The sequence below is a fragment of the Treponema sp. R6D11 genome (assembly GCF_054786075.1).
This window is the reverse complement of record NZ_BDHD01001124.1, coordinates 1-382: the sequence shown is the minus strand read 5'-3', so window position 1 is coordinate 382 and position 382 is coordinate 1. Positions and strand designations below refer to the sequence as shown.

The following is a 382-nucleotide window of genomic DNA, read 5'->3' as shown; positions in this document are numbered from 1 at the left end:
CGAGCCAGCTTTAAGTGTTCTATCAGCCCTATTCGTTTTCAAAAAAAAGTGAAATAAAATTCAAGACTTAACTATCCCCGCATCTTTCGCTATCTTTGCAGTATCGCTAATCGTCGCACCTTTTGGAATAGAAATATAGTTTTCTCCGGCTAGTTTTCCAACACCGGTCCAATCCGAAAAAGCAACAACCAAAGATGAAATCACTATAGCAAGAACGACTAAAATCAAAATTTTTCTTTTGTTCATAATAATCTATTTCCCCTTTAAAATCTCCAAAGCTTTGCTAAGTTGCGGTTCTTCGCCAGCCACATTTATGTTAGGCGCGATGCCAATATGATTGATATCAATCCCCTTTGGCGTAAAATATTTAGCAATAGTAATT

1 protein-coding gene is annotated in these 382 nt (G+C 36.6%); it reads right to left on the bottom strand.

The features are described 5' to 3' along the window. Positions 1-60 precede the first annotated feature (60 nt). Positions 61-246, bottom strand: a complete 186-nt coding sequence (locus tag ACYVTD_RS17765) for a hypothetical protein (protein WP_461248942.1) — start codon at positions 244-246, stop codon at positions 61-63. Positions 247-382 lie beyond the last annotated feature (136 nt).